This window comes from Micromonospora sp. CNZ309 (assembly GCF_002846525.1).
Genome location: NZ_PJNG01000001.1, coordinates 7,115,210 through 7,130,352 on the forward strand (window position 1 = coordinate 7,115,210; position 15,143 = coordinate 7,130,352).

Annotated in this window: 15 protein-coding genes; 10 read left to right on the top strand and 5 right to left on the bottom strand. The window is 74.5% G+C overall.

Going from position 1 to position 15,143, the window contains the following annotated elements; all coding sequences use genetic code 11:
- Positions 1 to 21: 21 nt before the first annotated feature.
- Positions 22 to 537 (bottom strand): LytR C-terminal domain-containing protein, encoded by a 516-nt coding sequence (locus tag CLT72_RS30705; protein ID WP_199184680.1) that lies wholly within the window; start codon positions 535 to 537, stop codon positions 22 to 24.
- Between the two features lie 434 nt (positions 538 to 971).
- Here CLT72_RS30705 and CLT72_RS30710 point away from each other — a divergent pair, with 434 nt between their 5' ends.
- Together CLT72_RS30710 and CLT72_RS30715 are read left to right on the top strand one after the other, a co-directional pair.
- Positions 972 to 1,268 carry a DUF4193 domain-containing protein gene (locus CLT72_RS30710; RefSeq protein WP_007075406.1) on the top strand — a complete coding sequence of 99 codons (297 nt, stop codon included), beginning with the start codon at positions 972 to 974 and terminating at the stop codon, positions 1,266 to 1,268.
- A 138-nt stretch (positions 1,269 to 1,406) separates the two neighbouring features.
- Positions 1,407 to 2,336, top strand: coding sequence for a hypothetical protein (locus tag CLT72_RS30715; protein ID WP_350821084.1), 930 nt, complete (start codon positions 1,407 to 1,409; stop codon positions 2,334 to 2,336).
- A gap of 142 nt (positions 2,337 to 2,478) precedes the next feature.
- Here CLT72_RS30715 and CLT72_RS30720 read toward each other — a convergent pair whose 3' ends face one another.
- Positions 2,479 to 2,979 carry a DUF3093 domain-containing protein gene (locus CLT72_RS30720; RefSeq protein ID WP_089003619.1) on the bottom strand — a complete coding sequence of 167 codons (501 nt, stop codon included), beginning with the start codon at positions 2,977 to 2,979 and terminating at the stop codon, positions 2,479 to 2,481.
- Positions 2,980 to 3,069: 90 nt separating this feature from the next.
- Here CLT72_RS30720 and dut point away from each other — a divergent pair, with 90 nt between their 5' ends.
- From dut to CLT72_RS30740, 4 genes are all read left to right on the top strand, one after another.
- Positions 3,070 to 3,648: a dUTP diphosphatase gene (dut, locus tag CLT72_RS30725; RefSeq protein ID WP_350821083.1), complete on the top strand. Its 579-nt coding sequence runs from the start codon at positions 3,070 to 3,072 to the stop codon at positions 3,646 to 3,648.
- A gap of 25 nt (positions 3,649 to 3,673) precedes the next feature.
- Positions 3,674 to 4,342 (top strand): DUF3710 domain-containing protein, encoded by a 669-nt coding sequence (locus CLT72_RS30730; RefSeq protein ID WP_089001388.1) that lies wholly within the window; start codon positions 3,674 to 3,676, stop codon positions 4,340 to 4,342.
- Positions 4,343 to 4,468: 126 nt separating this feature from the next.
- Positions 4,469 to 4,849, top strand: a complete 381-nt coding sequence (locus tag CLT72_RS30735; RefSeq protein WP_089001387.1) for an OB-fold nucleic acid binding domain-containing protein — start codon at positions 4,469 to 4,471, stop codon at positions 4,847 to 4,849.
- Between the two features lie 31 nt (positions 4,850 to 4,880).
- Positions 4,881 to 5,564: a DUF3159 domain-containing protein gene (locus tag CLT72_RS30740; RefSeq protein WP_089001386.1), complete on the top strand. Its 684-nt coding sequence runs from the start codon at positions 4,881 to 4,883 to the stop codon at positions 5,562 to 5,564.
- Between the two features lie 38 nt (positions 5,565 to 5,602).
- Here the strand turns inward: CLT72_RS30740 and CLT72_RS30745 are convergent, their stop codons facing one another.
- Both CLT72_RS30745 and CLT72_RS30750 read right to left on the bottom strand, forming a co-directional pair.
- The gene (locus tag CLT72_RS30745; protein WP_101414726.1) at positions 5,603 to 6,292 is read right to left on the bottom strand and encodes a potassium channel family protein; all 690 of its coding nucleotides are present in this window, start codon (positions 6,290 to 6,292) and stop codon (positions 5,603 to 5,605) included.
- Between the two features lie 2 nt (positions 6,293 to 6,294).
- Complete coding sequence (locus CLT72_RS30750; protein ID WP_101414727.1) at positions 6,295 to 6,960, bottom strand: potassium channel family protein; 666 nt, start codon at positions 6,958 to 6,960, stop codon at positions 6,295 to 6,297.
- Between the two features lie 162 nt (positions 6,961 to 7,122).
- On the opposite strand from CLT72_RS30750, the gene CLT72_RS30755 reads away from it, so the two are divergent.
- From CLT72_RS30755 to dxs, 4 genes are all read left to right on the top strand, one after another.
- On the top strand, positions 7,123 to 9,198 hold the full coding sequence (locus CLT72_RS30755) for an APC family permease (RefSeq protein ID WP_101414728.1): 2,076 nt from the start codon (positions 7,123 to 7,125) through the stop codon (positions 9,196 to 9,198).
- Positions 9,195 to 10,448, top strand: a complete 1,254-nt coding sequence (locus CLT72_RS30760; RefSeq protein WP_101414729.1) for a class I SAM-dependent RNA methyltransferase — start codon at positions 9,195 to 9,197, stop codon at positions 10,446 to 10,448. Before CLT72_RS30755 ends, CLT72_RS30760 begins: the two co-directional genes overlap by 4 nt.
- 9 nt (positions 10,449 to 10,457) lie before the next feature.
- The gene (locus tag CLT72_RS30765; RefSeq protein ID WP_101414730.1) at positions 10,458 to 11,627 is read left to right on the top strand and encodes an anhydro-N-acetylmuramic acid kinase; all 1,170 of its coding nucleotides are present in this window, start codon (positions 10,458 to 10,460) and stop codon (positions 11,625 to 11,627) included.
- Between the two features lie 117 nt (positions 11,628 to 11,744).
- On the top strand, positions 11,745 to 13,706 hold the full coding sequence (gene dxs, locus CLT72_RS30770) for a 1-deoxy-D-xylulose-5-phosphate synthase (RefSeq protein ID WP_101414731.1): 1,962 nt from the start codon (positions 11,745 to 11,747) through the stop codon (positions 13,704 to 13,706).
- 69 nt (positions 13,707 to 13,775) lie between these two features.
- Here the strand turns inward: dxs and CLT72_RS30775 are convergent, their stop codons facing one another.
- Positions 13,776 to 14,969 (bottom strand): hypothetical protein, encoded by a 1,194-nt coding sequence (locus tag CLT72_RS30775; RefSeq protein ID WP_101414732.1) that lies wholly within the window; start codon positions 14,967 to 14,969, stop codon positions 13,776 to 13,778.
- Between the last annotated feature and the right edge of the window lie 174 nt (positions 14,970 to 15,143).

The window sequence follows — 15,143 nt, forward strand, 5'->3', positions numbered from 1 at the left end:
GGAACCGGGGGCGCGGCGCGGTCAGTCGTCCTCGGACACCGGGCAGGAGCCGGCCGGCGCGACCGGCGCGCCGAGGTCGCCCAGGGACTGGTTGACCTCGGTGGTGGTGGCGAGCTGCTGGAAGCTGCTGCCGAGCACCACGTCCACGACGTCGTCGGTGCGCTTGGCGTCGTAGTCGTACTCGGCGTTGTCGAGGAAGTACGCCCGCAGCAGGTGCGCCGAGCCGACTCCCTTCGGGCCGTAGCGCAGGACCGCGATGTCGTCGATCTGCTTCTTCTCGTTGCCGACCTTCTTGACCTGGAACTTGCGGTTGCGGAAGTCGTCCGCCACGGTGCTGGCCCGACCCGGCTCGTCGGTCGCGTTGTAGACGTTGATCTTGACGTCCTTGGATTCCCGCAGGGTCACGTCGGCCATCGGCCAGCCCTCCGGGCAACCTCCGGCGAGGCCGGCGCTGCTCTGGGTGTCGCGGACCAGCGCGACGACCACGAAGACGAGGGCCAGCACCGCCAGCAGGCCGACGACAACGAGTGCTCGCACTCGCGCAAAGCTCATCAGGGTGCTCCCCGGACAGTGGGTGGGTGGTGGCGGCCGCCGGTGGACGGGCCGCCCCGCCGGCCGTCGAGTACGCCGCTGAGGTTAACGGTTGTCCGGCCGTCGCGTGGAAACAGCCGGACATGCCGGCGCGCCACCCGGGAACCGGGTAGTACTACCCCTATCTTCGTGTCGCCTGAGTCACATTGGGAACAACTTCGCGTGCGGGGGCGTACATCTCAGCCACGAGGGCGGTATACATGCCTCGCCCAAAGGGGGGGTATGTTCCGCGCTCGCCGGGTGTTCCTTGGGGATGCCTCCGTCCGTGCTGTCTTCGGGTCGGGTGACCGACACAAGTGGTGGCCGGCCAGCGGAACCGAAACAGCGTCGTCCGGCGTTACAACCGGAAGCGACAACATCGATATGGGAGAGTGAAACCGATGGCCACCGACTACGACGCCCCGCGTCGCGACGAGGTCGACCTCGGCGAGGACAGCCTGGAAGAGCTCAAGGCCCGACGCGTCGACTCACAGTCGGGCGCCGTGGACGTCGACGAGGCCGAGGTGGCCGAGAGCTTCGAGCTGCCCGGCGCCGACCTGGCGGACGAGGAACTCACGGTCAAGGTGCTGCCGATGCAGCAGGACGAGTTCCGGTGCGCCCGCTGCTTCCTCGTGCACCACCGCAGCCAGTTGGCGGTGGAACGCAACGGCGAGCTCATCTGCCGCGAGTGCGTCTGACATCGTGCGTCCGCACCAGCGGCGGCTCCCTCGTCGGGGCCGCCGCTGATCGAGTCGCCGTGCGGTACCCCCGGGGACCTGCTTGACTCGTTGACGGGTGACCGTCATGTCGACGTCGGTCCATTCGGGAGGTCGGGCATGAGCGAGCGGAGCGAGTCCGGCGGCACGCGGGGCACCGACCCGCCCCGCACCGGCGTCGTGGGCGAGCCCGGCGCGCGGGGTGACCACGCCGGCACCGTGCCCGCGCGGGGTGACCACGCCGGCACCGTGCCCGCAGGTGGTGGCCAGGCCGACGTCGCGTCCGCGCGCGGCGCGGACGAGCTGGGCGCCACCGTCGCGGCGCTGACCGCCGACGACATCGAGCCGGCCCGCCGGCGGCAACTGCTCGGCCGACTCGTCGGGCAGGCACGCGCGCGTGGGCTGACCGACCTGTTCAAGCCGAAGAGCGCGGTGCGCTGGATGGTCGACACGGTCGCCGAGATCGCCCCCCACGTGCCCGTACGGGACCTGGCCACCCTGCGTCGGCACTTCGACGGCCTGGACGGCGAGGAGCTGGCCGAGCGGCTGGTGCGCAACGCCGCGCGGACGACCGCCGGGATCGGCGCCGCCGGCGGAGGAGTGGCGGCGGTCGAGTGGGCGGTCGCCCCGACCCTGCTCTCCGCTCCGGTCCTGCTGGCCGCCGAGACGGTCGCCGTGGTGGCCGTGGAGCTGAAGCTGATCGGCGAGCTGCACGAGGTCTACGGGGCGCCGGTGCCGGCCGGCGGCACCCAGCGGGCGGTCGCGCTGGTGCAGTCCTGGGCCGGGCAGCGGGGGATCAACCCGATGATGCCCGGCGTCGGGGTGGGCGCCGTGCTGGGCACCGCAGCGCGCAAGGAACTGCGCGACACCCTGCTCAAGCGCTTCGGCCGCAACCTGACCACCCTCGGCCCCTTCCTCACCGGGGCGGCGGTGGCCAGCTACCTCAACCGCCGGGCCACCCGGACGATGGCGGACCAGCTCCGCAGCGACCTGCGTCGCCGGTCCAAAGCCCTGCCGGGCAGCCCGCCGGCCCTCCCCGGCGCCGACTGACCCGCCGGGGGCAGGTCCGGCAGCGGCCGGGACGACTCAGGCACGGGCGGCCCCGGGACCACCGAGGCGTCGCGGGGTGTTCCAGGTCCGGCAGGAGCCGGGACGACTCACGGACGGGCGGCGCCACCGCGTCGCGGCGGGTTCAGGGCCGGGCGGCGTCGCGGGCGGCGAGGAGCGCCTCGGCCAGCTCGACCGGGCGGCGGGTGCTGACCACCCAGAACGGGGTGGGGTCGGCCGGGTCGTCGAGGACCACCTGGACGGCGCCGGGGACCCACGGCCGCTGCACCACGAACGCCAGCGGGTCGGCGCCGACCCCGAGCACCTCACGCCGGCCGGCGGCGTCCAACGGGACGACGTCGGCGACGAACCGGACCGGCAGCCGGGCGTCGTCCACCCGCAGTTCGCCGTCGCGTACGGCGATCCTGATCCGGCCGAGCCAGACCAGGCCGGCGACGGTCGCCGGCAGCAGCACCACGAACGGCAGCCAGGCGCGCACGCCGGGCGCGCCCATCCAGACCTCCAGGGCGAGCAGCGCCGCCGCGCCCAGCCCGCCCAGCCACAGCCACCAGGGCAGAGTGAGCCGCTCGGCGTACTGCGGGGGGCTCGCGGCGGCCGGCGCCGGGGAGGGCGAGGATGGTGACAGGCTCACTCCTGCCAGGGTACGGCGCACGAAGCCCGACGGAACCGGCAGGATGGCAGGGACACCCCAGGAATCGGACGGAAGAGGGGAACCGTGACCGACGTCGTACCCGTGCCCGTACGGCAGCTCGACCCCGAGCTGCCGCTGCCGGCGTACGCCCATCCCGGTGACGCCGGGGCAGACCTGGTGGCGGCGGCGGACGTCGAGCTGCCACCCGGCGGCCGGGCCCTGGTCCCGACCGGCGTGGCGATCGCGTTGCCGGAGGGGTACGTGGGCCTCGTCCACCCCCGTTCGGGGCTCGCGGCCAGACTCGGCGTGACGGTGCTCAACGCGCCCGGTACGGTCGACGCCGGCTACCGGGGTGAGATCCTGGTCAACCTGATCAACCATGATCGGGAGACACCGGCGAAGATCTCCCGTGGCGACCGCATCGCGCAGCTCGTCGTGCAGCGGGTGGCGCGGGCGGACTTCCGTCCGGCGACCGAGCTGCCGGAGTCCCGGCGCGGCAGCGGCGGGCACGGCTCCACGGGCGGCCACGCCGGCCTGGCGCCGTCCCCCACGGGTGGCGGCCAGGGCACGACCCTGGACGCACGGCGGGCGCCGGACGTGCCGGACGCGCGACGGGAAGAGCGGGACCGGGCAGGCGGCCGGACGGAAGAGGTGGCAGGGTGAGCACGAACAGCGGAGGGTTGGCGCAGTGATCTTCTCCCGGAAGCGGGACAGTGCCGCACGGCACGCCCGCGACGAGCGGACGACCGAGGTCCTCGACTCCCACGAGGAGTCGGCCCCGGCCCGCGGCCCGTACGACCTCTCGGAGGCGCCCGAGGGGGTGCAGCGGCTCGACCTGGGCAGCCTGCACATCCCGGCGGTGCGTGACGTCGAGGTGCGGGTGCAGGCCGACCCGGAGGGCGTGATCCAGCAGGTCGTGCTCGTGCACGGCTCGAACGCGCTCCAGCTCGGCGTCTTCGCCGCGCCGCGCTCCGAGGGCATCTGGGACGAGGTGCGCGAGGAGATCCGCCAGTCGCTGTTCAACGACGGCGCCGCCGCCCAGGAGGTCCAGGGCGAGTACGGCACCGAGCTGCGCGCCCGGGTGCGTACCCCGGACGGGCTGACCGACCTGCGCTTCGTCGGCATCGACGGGCCGCGCTGGATGGTCCGCGGCGTCTACCAGGGCGACGCGGCCACCGATCCGGGCGCCGCGGGCCCGCTCGCGGAGTGCCTCGACGGCCTCGTGGTCGACCGGGGCCAGGAGGCCAAGCCGGTGCGTGAGCCGCTGCCGCTGCGGCTGCCCCGCGACGTCACCGACCAGGCGGGCGAGCAGGCGGCGGCCGACGGCAACCCGGCGCCCGCGCCCCGCGAGGCCTGACCGTCCGGCACGACGCGCCGGGACCGGCCCCGTCGGCGTACGCTGGCGGGACGGTTCCGGCGTCGCCGGGGCCCGCCCGGGTGCCGGCGACGCGTCGGCCAGCGTGGAGAGGGTGACGCGGAGGTCATGTCGACCGACGAGGGCCGGGGTTCGCTGCGCCGCATGCTGCGACGGCTCACCGCGAGCGAGGCGGAGATCGAGGCGCAGGAGCTGCGCCGGGAGAGCGCCGAGCACGGCGGTGTCCCGGCCGGGCAGTGCACGCGGGGCCAGGTGGTCTCCGTGGCCGGCAGGCTGCGCACGGTGGTCTACACCCCGCGGACCAACCTGCCCACGCTGGAGGCGGACCTCTACGACGGCAGCGACGTGGTCACCCTGGTCTGGCTGGGCCGGCGGCACATCGCCGGGATCGAACCCGGCCGGCACCTGACCGCGCGCGGGCGGGTGGCCGTGCGCGACGACCGTAAGGTGATCTACAACCCGTACTACGAGCTGGAACCGCCGAAGTGACCCGGTGGCCGCGGCGGACGGAAGGCGTGCGATGACGACGGGACAGCACCGGGCGGCACAGCCGGAGAGCGACCCGCAGGGCGAGGAGCCGCTGCCCACCCTCGCCGAGCAGATGGCCGACCAGCTCGGCGGCTGGCGGGGGCTGGTCGAGTCCAGCATCCCGGTGGTCGTCTTCGTGCTGGCCAACATCATCGGCGAGCTGCGGCCCGCCGTGATCGCCTCGGTGGCGGTGGCGCTCGTGATCGCCGGTCTGCGGCTGGCGCAGCGCCGGCCGGTACGGCACGCGGTCAACGGGCTCTTCGGCATCGCCGTCGGCGCCGCGATCGCCTGGCGTACCGGTGACGAGCGGGACTTCTACCTCCCCGGCATCCTCTACGGCATCGGCTACGGGCTGGCCCTGCTCGTCTCGGCGGCGGTCCGTCAGCCGCTGGTGGGGTGGATCTGGTCGGTGCTGGTGGCCAAGGGCCGCTCGGAGTGGCGCGACGACCCGCGCCTCGTCCGGACCTTCACGGGGCTCACCGTTCTCTGGGGCGTGGTGTGGCTGGCGAAGGTGGGCGTGCAGGCCGGGCTCTACCTCGCCCACCAGGACACGGCCCTCGGCGTGGCGCGGCTGGTGCTGGGCTACCCGCCGTACGTGCTGCTGCTGCTGATCACGGTCTGGACGGTCCGGCGGGTGACCCGGGAGTCGGAGCCGGAGGCACTGCCCGGCGGCTGAGCCGGCTCACGGCACAGCCCGGCGGCTGAGCCGCCGCCTCAGCGCTGCCCACGGGTGCGTTCGACGCTGTCCGCCCCGAGCATCACCGTGCGGACGGCGTCCTCGACCTCCGCCGTGCACACGAAGATCAGCTCGTCGCCGGCCTCCAGCGGGTCGTCCGGCGTGGGTACCAGCACCCGCTTGCCCCGCAGGATCGCCACCAGCGCCGAGTCGCGGGGCAGCGGGACCGCGCGCAGCGGCTCCCCGACGTACGGGGCGGCCGGCGGCAGGGTGATCTCCACCAGGTTCGCCTCGCCCTGCCGGAACGTCATCAGCCGGACCAGGTCGCCGACGGTGACCGCCTCCTCGACCAGGGCCGCCATCACCCGCGGCTTGCTCACCGCGACGTCGACGCCCCACTGCTCGGTGAAGAGCCACTCGTTCTCGGCCCGGTTGACCCGGGCCACCACCCGGGGCACCGCGAACTCGGTCTTGGCCAGCAGTGAGACCACCAGATTGGCCTTGTCGTCCCCGGTGGCCGCGACCACCACGTCGCACCCGGCGATGTCGGCCTCCTCCAGGCTGGCCAGCTCGCACGCGTCGGCCAGCACCCAGTCGGCGGCCGGCACCCGGTCGGGCCGCAGCATCCGGGGCTGACGCTCGATGAGCATCACCTGGTGGCCGTTGTCGATCAGTTCCTGGGCGATCGAGCGGCCCACGTTGCCCGCACCGGCGATGGCGATACGCATGCTCACAGCCCTCCTTCCGGCGGCGCCGCCGCCGCCGACGTGACCGTCGCCGCGATGTCGTCGGTGACCAGCATGAAGATCTGGTCGCCCTCCTGGACGACGCTGGAGCGGGTCGGCAGCGTGCCGATGCCGAAGCGGATGAGGTACGCCACCCGGGCCCCGGTCGCCTCCTCCAGGGCGCGTACCGGCCGGCCCACCCAGTCCTTGTGCACGGGCACCTCGACGATCGACACCGTGCTCGTCGGGTCCCGGAAGATCTCCACGTTCCCCTCGGGCACCAGGTGCCGCAGCATCCGGTCGGCGGTCCACCGGACGGTGGCGACGGTGGGGATGCCGAGCCGCTCGTAGACCTGCGCGCGGCGCTGGTCGTAGATCCGCGCCGCCACCCGGGACACGCCGAACGTCTCCCGGGCGAGCCGGGCCGAGATGATGTTGGAGTTGTCGCCGCTGGAGACGGCCGCGAAGGCGTCCGCCCGCTCGATGCCGGCCTGCCGGAGCACCTCCCCGTCGAAGCCGGCACCGGTGACGGTGATCCCGGCGAAGTCGGGGCCGAGGCGGCGGAAGGCGTCGGCGTCCTGGTCGATGACCGCGACCGAGTGCCCCCGGGACTCCAGGCTGTAGGCGAGGGTCGAGCCGACGCGGCCACAACCCATGATCACGACATGCACCGCGTCCCTCCTCAAGGTGCGCAACGCCCGGCCGGTGAGGGTGCCGTCTGCGAGCCTGCCACGTTCCCGGCGCGGACGCGGACCGACGGTACTCCGCCCGCCCGCGCGGTCGCGATCGACCACCCCGCGACGCCCACCAGCGTGGTCGTACGCTTGGCGGTTGTGGCCAGACCCACCTCGCTGCTGAAGCGGCTGCTGCTCGGTCGACCGTTCCGGTCCGACCGGCTCAAGCACACGCTTCTGCCCAAGCGCATCGCGCTTCCCGTGTTCGCCTCCGACGCGCTCTCCAGCGTCGCGTACGCGCCCGACGAGATCCTGCTGACGCTCTCCATCGCCGGCGCCTCGGCGTACTTCTTCTCGCCGTGGATCGCCCTGGCCGTCGTGGTGGTGATGCTCACCGTCGTCGCCAGCTACCGGCAGAACGTGCACGCCTACCCCTCCGGCGGCGGCGACTACGAGGTGGCCACGGTCAACCTCGGCCCCCGGGCGGGCGTCGCGGTGGCCAGCGCGCTGCTGGTCGACTACGTGCTCACGGTCGCCGTCTCGGTCTCCTCCGGGGTGGCGAACCTGGGCTCGGTGGTGCCGTTCGTGGCCACCCACAAGGTGCTGATCGCCGTCACCGCGGTGGTGCTGCTCACCGCGGTCAACCTGCGCGGCCTGCGGGAGTCCGGCACGGCCTTCGCCATCCCCACCTACGGCTTCATCATCGTGATCGTCGGGATGCTGCTCACCGGCCTGGTGCGGGTCTTCGTGCTCGGCCACGACCTGCGTGCGCCCAGCGCCGGCCTGGAGATCCAGGCCGAGCACAGCGTCACCGGCTTCGCCCTGGTCTTCCTGCTGCTGCGCACCTTCTCCTCCGGCTGCGCGGCGCTGACGGGCGTGGAGGCGATCTCGAACGGGGTGCCGGCGTTCAAGGCCCCGAAGAGCCGCAACGCGGCCACCACGCTGCTGCTGCTCGGCACCATCTCGGTGGCCATGCTGGTCGGCATCATCTGGCTGTCCCGGCTCACCGGCCTGCAGTTCGTGGAGGACCCGAAGCTCCAGATCATCTCCGGCCCCGACGGGTACGTGCAGAAGACCGTCACCACCCAGCTCGGCGAGACGGTCTTCGGCTCCGGCTCGGTGCTGCTCTTCGTGGTCGCCGGCGTCACCGCGCTGATCCTCTTCCTGGCCGCGAACACCGCGTTCAACGGCTTCCCGGTGCTCGGCTCGATCCTCGCCCAGGACCGCTACCTGCCCCGGCAGCTGCACACCCGCGGCGACCGGCTGGCCTTCTCCAACGGCATCGTCTTCCTGGCCGTCGCCGCGATCGTGCTGATCGTCGGCTTCCAGGCCGAGGTGACCCGGCTCATCCAGCTCTACATCGTCGGCGTGTTCGTCTCGTTCACGCTCTCCCAGGCCGGCATGATCCGGCACTGGAACCGGCATCTGAAGACCGCGCGGGACCCGCAGGCGCGGCGGCGGATGCTCCGCTCCCGGGCGATCAACACCTTCGGCATGGCGATGACCGGCACGGTGCTGGTCATCGTGCTCGTCACCAAGTTCCTGCTCGGCGCGTGGATCGCCATCGCCGCGATGGCGATGATCTACACGCTGATGCTGGCCATCCGCCGGCACTACGACCGGGTCGCCGCGGAGTTGACCCCGCCGGACGAGGGCCGCGCCGTGCTGCCGGCCCGCAACCACGCCGTCGTACTGGTCAGCAAGCTGCACAAGCCGACCCTGCGGGCCGTCGCGTACGCCCGGGCCACCCGGCCCGACACGCTGACCGCGGTGACCGTGAACGTCGACGACAAGGACACCCGGGACCTTCAGGCGGACTGGGAGCGGCGGGACCTGCCCGTGCCGCTGACCGTCGTCGACTCCCCGTACCGGGAGATCACCCGTCCCATCCTGAACTACGTGGCCGGGCTGCGCCGGGAGTCGCCGCGCGACGTGGTCACGGTCTTCATCCCGGAGTACGTGGTGGGGCGCTGGTGGGAGAACCTGCTGCACAACCAGAGCGCGCTGCGCCTGAAGGGCCGGCTGCTCTTCGAACCGGGGGTGATGGTGACCAGCGTGCCGTGGCAGCTCGCCTCGACCGCCGGCAAGGATCTGGACCGGCTGGACGCCACCCTGACCCGGGGCCCGGCGCGCGGTCCCCGGGTCGCGCCGCGCGGCACCCTGCCGCCGAGCGTCCCGCCCGTCGTGTCCGCGCCGCCCGGCGAGGGCGGCCCGAGTGGTGGGGGTGAGCGGTGAGCCCGCAGGAGGACGGCCGGGGGCTGGAGGAGGCCGAGCGGGTCGAGGTGACCGTCGGGGCGGTCGCGCCGGGCGGGCACTGCGTCGCGCGGGTGCACGGGCAGGTCGTCTTCGTCCGGCACGCGCTGCCCGGTGAGCGGGTGGTCGCCGAGGTGACCGAGGTGCACAAGGGGTTCGTCCGGGCCGACGCGGTGAGCGTGCTCGAGGCCGCCCCGGAGCGGGTCGAGCAGCCCTGCCCGTACGCGAAGCCGGGCCGCTGCGGCGGATGCGACCTTCAGCACGTCGCCCCGGCCGCGCAGCTCGACTGGAAGGTCGCGGTGGTGCGCGAGCAGCTCACCCGCCTCGGTGGGCTCACCGACGCCGAGCTGGACGCCCTCGGCGTGCGGGTCGAGGCGCTGCCCGGCGGGCCGCTCGGCTGGCGCTCCCGGGTCCGCTACGCCGTCGACGGGGCGGGCCGGGCCGGCCTGCTCAAGCACCGTTCGCACGAGGTGGTCCCGATCGACCGCTGCCTGATCGCCCACCCGGCGATCCGGGAGCTGCCCGTGCTGGCCCCGACCGGGGCGCGCTGGCCGGACGCGGACGCGGTCGAGACGGTCGCCTCCACCGGCGGGGACGTGGCGGTGACCGCCGTCGCCGACGGGGTGCCCCACCCGGTGAGCGGCCCGGAACGCGTGCGCGAGGTGGCGGCCGGCCGAGAGTGGACGCTGCCGGTCTCGTCGTTCTGGCAGGTCCACCCGGCCGCCGCCGACACCCTCGTCGGCGCCGTGCTGGAGCTGGCCGACCCGCGCCCGGGGGAGCGGGCCTGGGACCTCTACGGCGGGGCGGGGCTCTTCGCCGCCGCGCTCGCCGGTCGGGTGGGCGAGACGGGCCGCGTCACCCTGGTCGAGTCGGCGGCGCAGGGCGTCGCCGCCGCCCGCGAGAACCTGCGCGACCTGCCCGGGGTGGAGGTCGTAGCGGCCCGGGTGGAGACCGCGCTGGCCCGCCGCCGGATCACCGGGCCGGTCGACGTGGTGGTGCTCGACCCGCCGCGCTCCGGCGCGGGCGCCCGGGTGGTGCGCGACGTGGTGGCCGCCGGGCCGCGCGCGGTCGCGTACGTGGCCTGCGACCCGGCCGCCTTCGCCCGCGACGTGCGCACCTTCGCCGGGCTGGGCTGGCGGCTGGCCGCGCTGCGCGGCTTCGACCTGTTCCCGATGACCCAGCACGTCGAGCTGGTCGGTCTGCTCCTGCCGCCCGACGGAGCCGCCCGCTAGCCTGACGCGATGAAGATCGTCGGGCTGATGTCGGGGACCTCCTACGACGGGGTGGACGTGGCCGCCGCCGAGTTCACCCTCGACGGCGACACGCTGCTGCTGCGCCCGCTGGGCCATCGCGGCCTGGACTACGACGACGGGCTGCGCGCCGGCATCGGGGCGCTGCTGCCGCCCGGGAGCACCACGATCGAGGCGGTCTGTCGGCTGGACAACCGCCTCGGCGAGGTCTTCGCCGAGGCGGCGGCCCTCGGCGTCGAGCTGGCCGGCGGCGCGGTCGACGCGGTGGTCTCGCCCGGGCAGACGGTCTTCCACTGGGTCGACGGCGGGCGCGCCCGGGGCACCCTGCAACTGGGCGCGGTGGCCCGGGTGGCCGCCCGGGTCGGCGTACCCGTGCTCAGCGACCTGCGCTCGGCGGACGTCGCGGCCGGCGGGCAGGGCGCGCCCCTGGTCCCGGCCTTCGACGCGCTGCTGCTCGACCCGGTCGACGGCGCGGCCCCGCGCGCCGCGCTCAACCTGGGTGGCATCGCCAACCTCACGGTCCTCGCGCCGGGCGCGCCGGTGCTCGGGTACGACGTCGGGCCCGCCAACGCGCTGCTCGACGCGGCGGCGCGGCGGTTCCTCGACCGCCCCTGCGACCTCGACGGCGTCCGCGCGGCGGCCGGTCGGGTGCACCCCGGCCTGCTGGAGCTGCTGCTCACCGAGCCGTACTACGCGGCGCCGCCGCCCAAGTCGACCGGCAAGGAGCTGTTCCACGCCGACTACCTGGACGCGGGGCTGGCCGCCCTCGGCGAGGCGGTGCCGGCCGACGACGTGCTCGCCACCCTGACCGAGCTGACCGCCCGGGTGGTGGCCGCCGAGTGCGACCGGCACGGCGTGGCGGAGGTGGTCGCGGCCGGCGGCGGCGTGCGCAACCCGACGCTGACCGCCCGGCTGGCCGCCCTCGGGGCGGGTCGCTGGCGGCTGCGCACCACCGACGAGCTGGGGGTGCCCGCGCAGGCCAAGGAGGCGTACGCGTTCGCGCTGCTGGGCTGGCTCTCCTGGCACGGGCTGCCCGGCGCGCTGCCCTCGGTGACCGGCGCCACCCGGGCCAGCGTGCTGGGCTCCTGGACCCCCTCCGGCCCGGCGTACCGGGGCGTCCCGTCCGCGGCGGCGCCCCGGCGGCTGCGGATCGTGACCTGACCGTCCCTGGCGCCCGCGATCCATCCGGCACCTGACCTGGCGCTCAGCGCCCCCGGCGGGTGGGCGGGCGTCCGGGCCAGGCTGCGGAGTACCGGACGGCCGATAGACTCTTGCGTCATGAGCGTTGAAGAGGGCACGGTCCACCACACCGGGCTGCTGGCCACCGTCCGGGGTCCGCAGGACGTCAAGCGGATGTCCGCCGAGGAGTTGGACGTCCTCGCCGCCGAGATCCGGGACTTCCTGATCGCCAAGGTCTCGCGCACCGGCGGGCACGTCGGTCCCAACCTGGGCGTGGTGGAGCTCACCCTGGCCATGCACCGGGTCTTCGACTCCCCGCGCGACCGGCTCCTGTTCGACACCGGCCACCAGGCGTACGTGCACAAGATCCTCACCGGCCGGCAGACCGGCTTCGACCGGCTGCGCCAGCGCGGCGGCCTCTCCGGCTACCCGAGCCAGGCCGAGAGCGAGCACGACCTCATCGAGAACTCGCACGCCTCCACCGCCCTGTCCTACGCCGACGGCCTGGCCAAGGCGTACGCCCTGCGGGGCGAGCAGCGCAGCGTGGTCGCCGTGGTGGGCGACGGCGCGCTCACCGGCGGCATGTGCTGGGAGGCGCTCAACAACATCGCCACCGCCCGCAACCCGCTGGTGATCGTGGTCAACGACAACGGCCGGTCCTACGCGCCGACCATCGGCGGCCTCGCCGACCACCTCTCCTCGCTGCGGCTCAACCCCGGCTACGAGAAGGTCCTCGACACCGTCAAGGAGGCGCTCGGCTCGACGCCGCTGGTCGGCCGGCCGATGTACGAGGTGCTGCACGCGGTCAAGCGGGGCATCAAGGACGCCGTCGCCCCGCAGGCCATGTTCGAGGACCTCGGCATCAAGTACGTCGGCCCGGTCGACGGGCACGACGTGGCCGCGGTCGAGTCGGCGCTGCGCGCGGCGAAGAACTTCGGCGGCCCGGTGATCGTGCACGCCGTCACCCGCAAGGGCTACGGCTACCGCCCGGCCGAGGAGGACGAGGCCGACTGCCTGCACGGCCCGGGCAGCGCCTTCGACATCGAGACCGGCAAGCTGGTCGCCGCCCCCTCGGTGAAGTGGACCCACGTCTTCGCCGACGAGCTGGTCGCGATCGCCGACGAGCGGCCCGACGTGGTGGGCATCACCGCGGCGATGGCCGAGCCGACCGGCATCGCCAAGCTGGCCCGCAAGCACCCCGACCGGGTCTACGACGTGGGCATCGCCGAGCAGCACGCGGCCACCTCGGCCGCCGGCCTGGCGCTCGGCGGGCTGCACCCCGTGGTGGCGGTCTACGCGACGTTCCTCAACCGCGCCTTCGACCAGGTCCTGCTGGACGTGGCCATGCACCGGCTGCCGGTGACGTTCGTGCTGGACCGGGCGGGCATCACCGGCCCGGACGGGCCCAGCCACTACGGCATGTGGGACATGTCCGTCTTCGGGGTCGTGCCGGGCCTGCGGATCGCCGCGCCCCGCGACGCCGCCACCCTGCGCGAGGAGTTGCGCGAGGCGGTGGCCGTCGACGACGGCCCGACCATCGTCCGCTTCCCGACCGGCACCGTCGCCGCCGACCTGCCGGCCGTGCGCCGCGTCGGCACCGTCGACGTGCTGGCCGAGTCGGCGCGCAAGGACGTGCTGCTGGTCGCGGTCGGCTCGTTCGGGCACCTCGGCATGGAGGTCGCCACCCGGGTCGCCGGGCAGGGCTTCGGGGTCACCGTGGTCGACCCGCGCTGGGTGCGCCCGGTGCCGGCCGAGCTGGTCGAGCTGGCCGCCGGGCACCGGCTCGTGGTCACCGTCGAGGACGGCGTCCGCGTCGGTGGCGTCGGCGACGCCCTCGCCCAGGCGATGCGGGACGCCGACGTCCGGGTGCCGCTGAAGGACCTGGGCGTACCGGCCGACTGGCACCCGCACGGCACCCGCGCCCAGATCCTCGCCGACCTCGGCCTGACCGCGCAGGACGTGGCCCGCGACGTCACCGGCTGGATCTCCCGGCTGGACGTCGAGCCGGTCGAGCCGGTCGAGCCGGTGATCACCGCCGACGACGCGACCGCGCCGAACTGAGCCCCCGACCGCCGACGGCGGGCGCCCCGGTCGCCCGGGACGCCCGCCGTCGGCGTTTCGCGTGCCGGGTCAGCGACCGCCGAGGGAGCGGTAGTGCGTCTTCTCCGCCTCGGCGAGGCTGAACGTCTCCGAGCGGGTCGGCATCGGCACCACGACCAGCCCCGGCCGGTCCACCAGCCGCAGCGTGTCCGGCGGCGTCGCCAGCGAGCTGTCGGCGGTCGGCCGCCAGCTCAGCACGGCCAGCGGCTGACCCGGCACCGGCAGCTTGTACGTCTGCAACGGGTGGGACCGGTCGGCGGGGGAGACCACCGCGGCGCCCCCGTCGGCGGGCCGGTAGACCACGGCGGTCATCGTGCCGTCGGCCGTCTCCCAGGTCAGCTGCTCCAGCTCCGCCGGCTCGCCGCCGCCGAGGGCGACCTCGCCCAGGGTGCGTACGGTCAGCTTGGTCATCGGCCACGACGACGGCACCGAGCGCGGCGCGTCCCGGTCGCCGATGCGCCGGGGGACGCTGCCGAACGGGCCATCCTCGCCGGCGAGCACGCAGGTGTCCAGGCCGGTGAGGGCCCGCTTGCCGGAGCCGCTCTCGTCGCGTACGAGCGGGTAGCGCGGGTCGGTGGTGCCGGTGCCGAGGTCCAGCAGCCGGTCGGCGGCCCGGCCCCGGGGCAGCGCCCGGGTGGCCTTGAGCGTGGCGGTCACCGGCACCGCCCGGCAGGCCGGCACGTCCACCGGCTCGGTGAGGCCGTCGGTGTCGCGCAGGGCGCGTCCGTCCGGCCCGAGCAGCCGCTGCACCCGGCCCGACGTGAGGTAGCGCCGCCCGTCGGAGGTGTGCACGGGCAGCACGTCGGAGTAGACGAGGTAGCCGGGGTCCGTGTACTCGGCGGCGCGGGTGACCGCGTACCGGCCGCCCTCGGCGGTGACCTGGAGCAGCCAGGAGGCGCTCTCGCCGGGCACGTCGGCGGCCACCAGCGCCAGCGGCGCGCCGTCGACCTCGCCGGACCAGAGGATCCCGGACGTGGGCAGGTGCACCCGGTCGTCGGCCGGTGACCGCCAGTCGCGCACCGCCCCGGTCACGGCCGACCGGACGGCGTCGTCGCCCGCGAGCGTGCCGCGAGGCGGCCAGACCGTGAGGTCGCCGTCCAGGCTGTCGTAGCCGGCCCGCAGGTCGCCCGGCTGCCGGTCGGCCACCGGCCCGCAGGCCGTCGCGGTGAGCAGCAGGGTCAGCAGTGCGGTGGCCGTGATGCCGCGCCGGCGGACTGGAGCCACCTGTACGCCCCCTCGATCGCCTCAGCCGTCGTTCAACGGAAAGCGCCATAGTACGAGATGTCGGATCACCGGGACGCGCCACCTCGCCGGCCGCCCGCGCCCAGGTCGGGGCCCCTGCCCGACACGAACCACAGAGGACAGTGCCGTGGTTTCAGGGTGAATGTCCCGCTCGGG